The organism is Stenotrophomonas sp., from assembly GCF_031995405.1.
Taxonomy (GTDB): Bacteria; Pseudomonadota; Gammaproteobacteria; order Xanthomonadales; family Xanthomonadaceae; genus Stenotrophomonas.
This window is the reverse complement of record NZ_DAMAGC010000168.1, coordinates 1-7,052: the sequence shown is the minus strand read 5'-3', so window position 1 is coordinate 7,052 and position 7,052 is coordinate 1. Positions and strand designations below refer to the sequence as shown.

The window sequence follows — 7,052 nt, the reverse complement described above, 5'->3', positions numbered from 1 at the left end:
GCCGGTGGCGGCCGACAGCGGCACCCGCCACGGCGGCCACGGCTGCTGCTGACCGCACACGGCGTGACGGACGCAGCCTGGCCTTGCTAGGCTGCGTCCACCCTCCGAAGGCGCAGATGGCATGAACGGACTGTTCGGCAGCACCAGCTGGCTCTACATCATCCTGGTCGGCTTCGTGGTCGGCCTGCTCGGGCGCTTCTTCATGCCCGGCAACAACCGCATGGGCTGCCTGCTGACCATCGTGCTCGGCATCGTCGGCGCACTGCTGGCCGGCTGGTTCGGCCAGTACATGGGCTGGTATGCCGCCGGCGAGCCGGCCGGTTTCCTCGGCGCGGTCCTGGGTGCAGTAGCGGTGCTGGCACTGCTGCGACTGGTCAGCGGCAACGGCAAGCGCTGAACCCCACCCTCCCCTCTTTCCCTGGCGCCTGTACGGTGCCGCTTCGACGTACCCGTCCATGAACGATCCCGCTTCCGATCCCCTGCGCGCCGACCTCCGCCGCCAGTGGGCCAGCGCCGCGCTGAACGACCCGCACCTGGCCCTGGACCGGGCGTCGGTCGACGCCGGTTTCCGCAGCTACTGGCGCACCACCAGCGCCGCCGGCAGCCACATCGTGATGGACTCCCCGCCCGGACTGGAGGACGTGCGCCCGTGGCTGCGCATGCATGACCTGCTGGAACCCAACGGCGTGCGCGTGCCGCGCGTGCTCGAGCGCGATGTCGAGCAGGGCTTCCTGTTGCTGGAAGACCTCGGCGGCCCGACGCTGGCACGGCATATCGATGACGACAACGCCGACGCGTGGTTCGATGCCGCCTTCGCGCAGCTGATCCGGCTGCAGCAGATTCCGGTGCCCGAAGGCATGGGCTCGTTCGGCGAGGCGCTGCTGCAGCGTGACGCGGGGCTGTTCGACGAATGGTTCCTGCAGCGCCACCTTGGCCTGCAGCTGGACTGCGGCGAGCTGGAACAGCTGCAGCTGGTGCATCGGCGCTTGATGGACAACGCACTGAACCAGCCGCAGGTGCTCACCCACCGCGACTTCATGCCGCGCAACCTGATGCCGATCGACGGCGGTCCGGCGGTGCTGGATTTCCAGGATCTGGTGCGCGGCCCGATCGCCTATGACCCGGTCAGCCTGTTCAAGGATGCGTTCCTGAGCTGGCCGCTGGAAAAGGTGGATGCGTGGCTGGCGCGTTACCACGCCCAGGCGTTGGCTGCAGGGCTGCCGGTGCGTCCGTGGCCGCAGTTCCTGCGCGATGCGGACTGGATGGGCGTGCAGCGCCACCTCAAGATCCTCGGCCTGTTCGTGCGCCTGCGCGACCGCGATGGCAAGGGCCATTACTTCGACGACGCGCCGCGCTTCATCCGTTACCTGGACGAAGTGCTGCCGCGCCATCCCGAACTGGCCGCGCTGGATGACTTGCTGCAGCAGCGCATCAAGCCGGCGCTGGCACAGTTGGCCGGCCCGATCCCGGCACGCCCATGAAGGCGCTGATTTTTTCGGCGGGCAAAGGCGAGCGCATGCGCCCGCTGACCCTGCATACGCCCAAGCCGCTGCTGGTGGCCGGTGGCAAACGCCTGATCGAATGGCACCTGGAGCGCCTGGCCGCAGCGGGCGTCGAGGACGTGGTGATCAACACCGCGTGGCTGGGCGATCAATTCGCGCCGGCGCTCGGAGACGGTGCGCGCTGGGGCCTGCGCCTGCACATCCTCGACGAAGGCGCGGTGCCGCTGGAAACCGGCGGTGGCATCCTCAACGCGCGACCGGTACTCGGCGATGCGCCGTTCCTGGTGGTCAACGGCGATGTGTGGACGGACGTGGACTTCGCCACGCTGCCGCGTGATCCATCAAGCGATGCGCACCTGGTGCTGGTCGACAACCCCGCCCAGCATCCGCGCGGCGATTTCATCCTGCGCGGCGATGGCCAGGTCAGCGACGCAGGCGACGAAGCGCGCCTGACCTATGCCGGCATCGGCGTGTACCGGCCGCGGATTCTCGAGGGGTGGCGCGCGGTGATCGGCGACACCCCCGGCGCGCACGCGCAGCCGCCGCAGTTCGGCCTGGCGCCGTTGTTGCGGCATGCCATGGCGCAGGGACGCGTGAGCGGCCAGTACCACCCGGGGCGTTGGACCGATGTGGGCACGCCGGAGCGTCTGGCGCAGCTGGACGCGCAGTTGCGATCCCCGCACGGGTAACACCGCAGACACCCCGCCTGGGCGACCCGGTGGTAGAGCCGACCGTTGGTCGGCTGCTCTCCGCCCGAGCCCAGCGGAGCAGCCGACCAACGGTCGGCTCTACAGCCGCGGCGGCCCATCCTCCAGCACCTGGCGCAGGAACGGTACGGTGATGCGCCGCTGTGCTGCCATCGATTCGCGGTCCAGCCAGTCCAGCAGGCTCACCAGGCTGCCCAGCTCCCGGCCGGTGCGGGTCAGCAGCCATTCGATCGCCGCCTCATCAATGGCCAGCCCACGACGCAGCGCGCGCTCGCGCAACACCGCCGCGCGGCCTTCGTCATCCAGCGGCTGCAGGTGCAGGCGCACGCACTGCTGCAGGCGCGAACGCAGGTCCGGCAGCACCAGGCCCAACTGGTCCGGGCCGTGCTGGGCGGTGTACAGCAGGGTGATGCCGGCGCTGCGCGCACGATTGTGGAAATCGAACAACGCCACTTCGTCCTCGCGCTGCCCGGCCACCGCGTCCAGCCCATCGAGCGCGACCAGGTCGCGGCCTTCCAGCGACTCCAGCGCGGCGCGGGTGCGCCCCACCACCGCCTTCAGGGGCAGGTAGGTCGGCTGCCGGCCAACCTGTTCGGCCAGCGAGCACATCGCCAGCGCCTGGTGGGTCTTGCCGGTGCCGGCCGCACCTTCCAGGTACACCCAGTCGTGCGCGGCGCCCACCGCGATGGCACGCAGCTGCGCCAGCGCACCGTCGGGTGCGCCGATGAAGGTTTCCAGGCGCTCGTCCTGCGGATAGCGCAGGGCGAGCGGCAGCTGCGGGACGACACTCACTGCAGGTCAGGTGCCTTCGGCGAGGTGTCGACAATGATCGTCGGCTTGTCGATGTAGGAATCCAGCACGATCGCCGAGCGCTCCCCGGCGTACAGGTCGCTCTGCCGGTAACGCTGGTGCGCGTAGCGCAGCAGCACGTTGCTCACCGCCGCCACCGGCAGCGCCAGCAGCATGCCGAGGAAGCCGAACAGCTGGCCACCGGCCATCACCGCGAAGATCACCGCCACCGGATGCAGGCCGATCTTGTCGCCGACGATGCGCGGGGTCAGTACATAGCTCTCCAGCAGCTGGCCCACGGTGAACACGACACCGACCAGGATCAGCAACTTCAGGTCGAAGCCCTGCGCCTGCACCAGCGCGGCGGCAATGGCCATCACGATGCCGGTGGTCGCGCCCAGGTACGGGATGAAGCTGATCAGGCCGGCGATCAGGCCGATCAACAGGCCCAGCTTCAGGCCCACCAGCGACAGGCCGGCGGCGTACACCACGCCCAGCGCGATCATCACCAGGAACTGGCCGCGGATGAACGCACCCAGCACTTCGTCCGACTCGCGGGCCAGTTTGGTGATGGTGCCGATGTGGTTGCGCGGGATCATCGAGGCCACCCGTTCGACCAGCTTGTCCCAATCACGCAGGAAGTAGAACGCCAGGATGGGCAGCAGCAGGATGTTGACCACCCAGGTCACCATCGTGAAGCCCGACCGCGACACGTAGCCGACGAAGGTCTTGGCGAAGCCGCCGGCCTGCTGCCAATGGCTGCGCACCCACTCGATCAGCCGGTCCGGATCCATCCACTGCATGACCTCCAGGCCAGTCTTCTGCTCGAACCAGGGAATGCCGGTCTGCATCAGCCACTGCTGGGCCTGCGGAATCGCCGCCACCAGGGTGGCGATCTGGCGCTCGATCATCGGCACCAGGATCAGCAGCGCGGCGGTGATCATCAGGATCATCGCCACGAACACCAGCACCACGCCGGTATTGCGCGAACGACCGGTGGCCTCGATCCGGTCGACCAGCGGGTCGCCCAGCCAGGCCAGCGCCAGGGCGAGCACGAACGGCGTCAGGATCGGGCCGAGCAGCCAGATCACCCAACCGGCCGCCAGCGCCACCAGGACGTACTTGAGGCGGCGCAGGAACTGCGCGATCTCCGCTTCGGGGGTCAGGATCATCGCAGGCGGTACTCGTTGCTGGCTGGCGGCGGCGGGGTGCCGGGGGCTTCATTGGGGTCGATCGGCACCGGCAGCGGGGCCAGCGGGACGATCACCCCGTTCTCGCCCAGCATGCGGTTCAGGCCGGCCAGGCCGGTGGTCATTTCAAGCGACAGCTCCAGGCGGTTGCCCGAGGCACGCAGTGGGGTGATGTTGCGCACCACCGGGTTCTCGCGCAGGCCCGCGGCCAGGCGCAGGTAGTCCTCGGCGCTGTCCAGCCCGGTTACCGCGATGGTGTAGCTGCCCGCCGCACCGGTGGCCACGCCCGCCTTGGCATAGCGCCGCACCAGTGCATCGGCGGTGCCGTCAGCACCGCCGGCCATGGCCCGGCGGGCATCGCTGTCCTTGGTGGTCCACTTGTTCAGTTCCTTGCCACCGTCCACGAACACCCAGTCGGCCACCCAGCCGCCGTTGGCGCGGTACAGCTTGCCCACCAGCTGCATCGGCGGGGCGTAGCGCGAGGACGCGCGCGCCACCGCAGCGGTGTCCTGGCGCCAGATCGCGCCGACCAGCGCCTGCTCGGCCGCGCTGCCACTGGGCAGGCCCAGCTTGTAACCGCGCTCGACCGCACGGGCCAGCAGCGGGCGGGCCGCGTTGGCCTGCTGCACGCTGACCAGACGCGGGCCGGAGCCGTCATCGATGGCCAGCCAGACCACCGGCTTGGGCCGCGGCTGCGGCCACAACGGCAAGCCCAGCGCGGAGATCAGGCCATCCACCTCGTCCTCGCGGAACCGGGCCACCAGCATGGTGCGGAAACTGGGGGCACCGCTGGCCGAGGTGCTCTGGTCCTGGCGGTAGTCGTAGCTGGCCACGTAGTCCTTGGCCCCGCGCAGGGCCTGGGCCACGCCCGGGCGCGCCATCACGCTGCGGTCGCCGGACAACTTGCCCAGCACCACGCCCAGCGCGCGCGACAGCGCGCCGTTGCGGTCGGCATCGGCCTGGCTGTTGACCGGTACTTCGGCCTCGTAAGCACCGCTGGCAGTAGCCACGTCGCCTTCGGTACGCAGCCCGCTCTGGGCCATCGTGGCCACCGGCAGGCATAGCGTGAGGAGCATCATCAAAAAGAGGCTGCGGCGCATCAGGACTTCCATTGAGCGTATCCGGGGGGAATTGTTGCCCGAATAGGGCCTGCGCGCCAACGTGGCCTGTTAAAATCGCGCTTTCACCCCAGCGCAGCGCCGACGCCCGTGACCAATTCCCCGTCCAACCCCTCTCCCCTGACCTACCGCGACGCCGGCGTCGACATCGACGCGGGCAATGAACTGGTCGAGCGCATCAAGCCGCTGGTCAAGCGCAGCTTCCGCCCTGAGGTGATGGGCGGACTGGGGGGCTTCGGGGCCCTGTTCGACCTGTCCAAAAAGTACCGCGAGCCGGTGCTGGTGTCGGGCACCGACGGCGTTGGCACCAAGCTGAAGCTGGCACAACAGCTGGGCCGCCACGACACGATCGGCATCGATCTGGTCGCCATGTGCGTGAACGACGTGCTCGTGCAGGGCGCCGAACCGCTGTTCTTCCTGGATTATTTCGCCACCGGCAAGCTGGACATCGACACCGCCGCGGCGGTCGTGGGCGGCATCGCCAACGGCTGCACCGAGGCCGGCTGCGCCCTGATCGGCGGCGAAACCGCTGAAATGCCGGACATGTACGCCCCCGGCGAATACGACCTGGCCGGCTTCACCGTGGCCGGTGTCGAAAAGAGCGAACTGAAGGACGGCGCCAGCGTGGCCGCCGGCGACGTGTTGATCGGCATCGCCTCCTCCGGCCCGCACTCCAACGGGTATTCGCTGGTCCGCCGCATCTACGACCGCGCCGGCCAGCCGGCCGACCTGGAGCTGGACGGCGGGGTCAAGCTGGTCGATGCGCTGATGGCCCCGACCCGCCTGTACGTCAAGCCGATCCTGGCGCTGCTGAAGACCCACGGCGAAGCCATCCACGGCATGGCCCACATCACCGGTGGCGGCCTGACCGAGAACATCATCCGCGTGGTGCCCGAAGGCCTTGGCCTGGACATCCAGGCCGATGCGTGGACGCTGCCGCCGGTCTTCCAGTGGCTGCAGAAGGAAGGCGCCGTGGCCGACAGCGAGATGTGGCGCACCTTCAACTGCGGCATCGGCTTCGTGCTGATCGTCGCCGCCGACCAGGTCCCGGCCGTCGCCGCCGCTGTCTCCGCGCAGGGTCTGGATCACTGGACGATCGGTGCGGTCACCACCGCCAGCGGTGCCGAACGCGTGCGGATCGGCTGATCCACTCCGTGGCGCCCCGCCTGGAGGCCGACACGACACCGACGCTGCCGGCCTCGCCGCCGGCAGTGCCGGTTGCCCGACTGTCGCACAACGACGTGTCGCAGCTGCGCACGCTGTCGATCCTGCATTACGTGCTGGCCCTCTTCGTGGCCTTCTTCTCGCTGTTTCCGCTGATCTATCTGTTCCTCGGCATCGCCCTGCTGACCGGTTCCATACCGCTCGACGGCGGTGCATCCGGGGCGCTGGGTGCCGAAGCGGTCGGGGGGATGTTCGTGGTGATGTCCGCGTTCTTCCTCCTCGCCGGCATGACGCTGGCCGGCCTCCTGGTGTTCGCCGGGCGTTGCCTGATGCAGCGTCGCCGCCACACGTTGTGCATGGTGGTGGCCGGCCTGAGCTGTCTGTGCATGCCGCTGGGCACGGTGCTGGGCGTGTTCACCCTGATGGTGCTGTCGCGCGCCCCGGTACGCGAGAGCTTCCAGGGCACCGCGAGCCCGCTCGCACCGACATCCTGATTCGCCGACACCCCCCGCCATGACCCTCCCCAGCCGAATCGTCGCGCCCATGTCCATTGCCAGGAAGATCGCGTTCGCCGGCGTACTG

The 7,052-nt window shown here is 69.1% G+C and carries 8 protein-coding genes; 5 read left to right on the top strand and 3 right to left on the bottom strand.

The features are described from left to right. Positions 1 to 121: 121 nt before the first annotated feature. From RTO53_RS18830 to murU, 3 genes are read left to right on the top strand one after another with little or no spacing between them, the layout of a single operon-like run. Positions 122 to 397, top strand: a complete 276-nt coding sequence (locus tag RTO53_RS18830; protein WP_312239216.1) for a GlsB/YeaQ/YmgE family stress response membrane protein — start codon at positions 122 to 124, stop codon at positions 395 to 397. Between the two features lie 58 nt (positions 398 to 455). After that, a complete protein-coding gene (locus tag RTO53_RS18825; protein WP_312239215.1) occupies positions 456 to 1,481 on the top strand; it encodes a phosphotransferase in 1,026 nt (341 codons plus the stop codon). Continuing rightward, positions 1,478 to 2,191: an N-acetylmuramate alpha-1-phosphate uridylyltransferase MurU gene (murU, locus tag RTO53_RS18820; protein WP_312239214.1), complete on the top strand. Its 714-nt coding sequence runs from the start codon at positions 1,478 to 1,480 to the stop codon at positions 2,189 to 2,191. Before RTO53_RS18825 ends, murU begins: the two co-directional genes overlap by 4 nt. A gap of 99 nt (positions 2,192 to 2,290) precedes the next feature. Here murU and hda read toward each other — a convergent pair whose 3' ends face one another. From hda to RTO53_RS18805, 3 genes are read right to left on the bottom strand one after another with little or no spacing between them, the layout of a single operon-like run. Continuing rightward, positions 2,291 to 3,001, bottom strand: a complete 711-nt coding sequence (gene hda, locus RTO53_RS18815) for a DnaA regulatory inactivator Hda (RefSeq protein WP_312239213.1) — start codon at positions 2,999 to 3,001, stop codon at positions 2,291 to 2,293. After that, positions 2,998 to 4,170 carry an AI-2E family transporter gene (locus RTO53_RS18810; RefSeq protein WP_312239212.1) on the bottom strand — a complete coding sequence of 391 codons (1,173 nt, stop codon included), beginning with the start codon at positions 4,168 to 4,170 and terminating at the stop codon, positions 2,998 to 3,000. The genes hda and RTO53_RS18810 overlap by 4 nt, the downstream gene beginning before the upstream one ends. Continuing rightward, positions 4,167 to 5,288 (bottom strand): DUF2066 domain-containing protein, encoded by a 1,122-nt coding sequence (locus tag RTO53_RS18805; protein ID WP_312239211.1) that lies wholly within the window; start codon positions 5,286 to 5,288, stop codon positions 4,167 to 4,169. The genes RTO53_RS18810 and RTO53_RS18805 overlap by 4 nt, the downstream gene beginning before the upstream one ends. A gap of 108 nt (positions 5,289 to 5,396) precedes the next feature. Between RTO53_RS18805 and purM the strand changes: the two genes are divergently transcribed. Then, the gene (gene purM, locus RTO53_RS18800; RefSeq protein ID WP_312239210.1) at positions 5,397 to 6,452 is read left to right on the top strand and encodes a phosphoribosylformylglycinamidine cyclo-ligase; all 1,056 of its coding nucleotides are present in this window, start codon (positions 5,397 to 5,399) and stop codon (positions 6,450 to 6,452) included. A gap of 8 nt (positions 6,453 to 6,460) precedes the next feature. Beyond that, a complete protein-coding gene (locus RTO53_RS18795) occupies positions 6,461 to 6,964 on the top strand; it encodes a hypothetical protein (protein WP_312239209.1) in 504 nt (167 codons plus the stop codon). The last annotated feature ends 88 nt before the right edge of the window (positions 6,965 to 7,052 follow it).

Bases quoted from the DNA above. Each gene is read 5' to 3' on its own strand.
- RTO53_RS18805 (WP_312239211.1), bottom strand. From the start codon at position 5,288: ATGCGCCGCAGCCTCTTTTTGATGATGCTCCTCACGCTATGCCTGCCG.
- RTO53_RS18810 (WP_312239212.1), bottom strand. From the start codon at position 4,170: ATGATCCTGACCCCCGAAGCGGAGATCGCGCAGTTCCTGCGCCGCCTC.
- RTO53_RS18825 (WP_312239215.1), top strand. From the start codon at position 456: ATGAACGATCCCGCTTCCGATCCCCTGCGCGCCGACCTCCGCCGCCAG.
- RTO53_RS18830 (WP_312239216.1), top strand. From the start codon at position 122: ATGAACGGACTGTTCGGCAGCACCAGCTGGCTCTACATCATCCTGGTC.
- murU (WP_312239214.1), top strand. From the start codon at position 1,478: ATGAAGGCGCTGATTTTTTCGGCGGGCAAAGGCGAGCGCATGCGCCCG.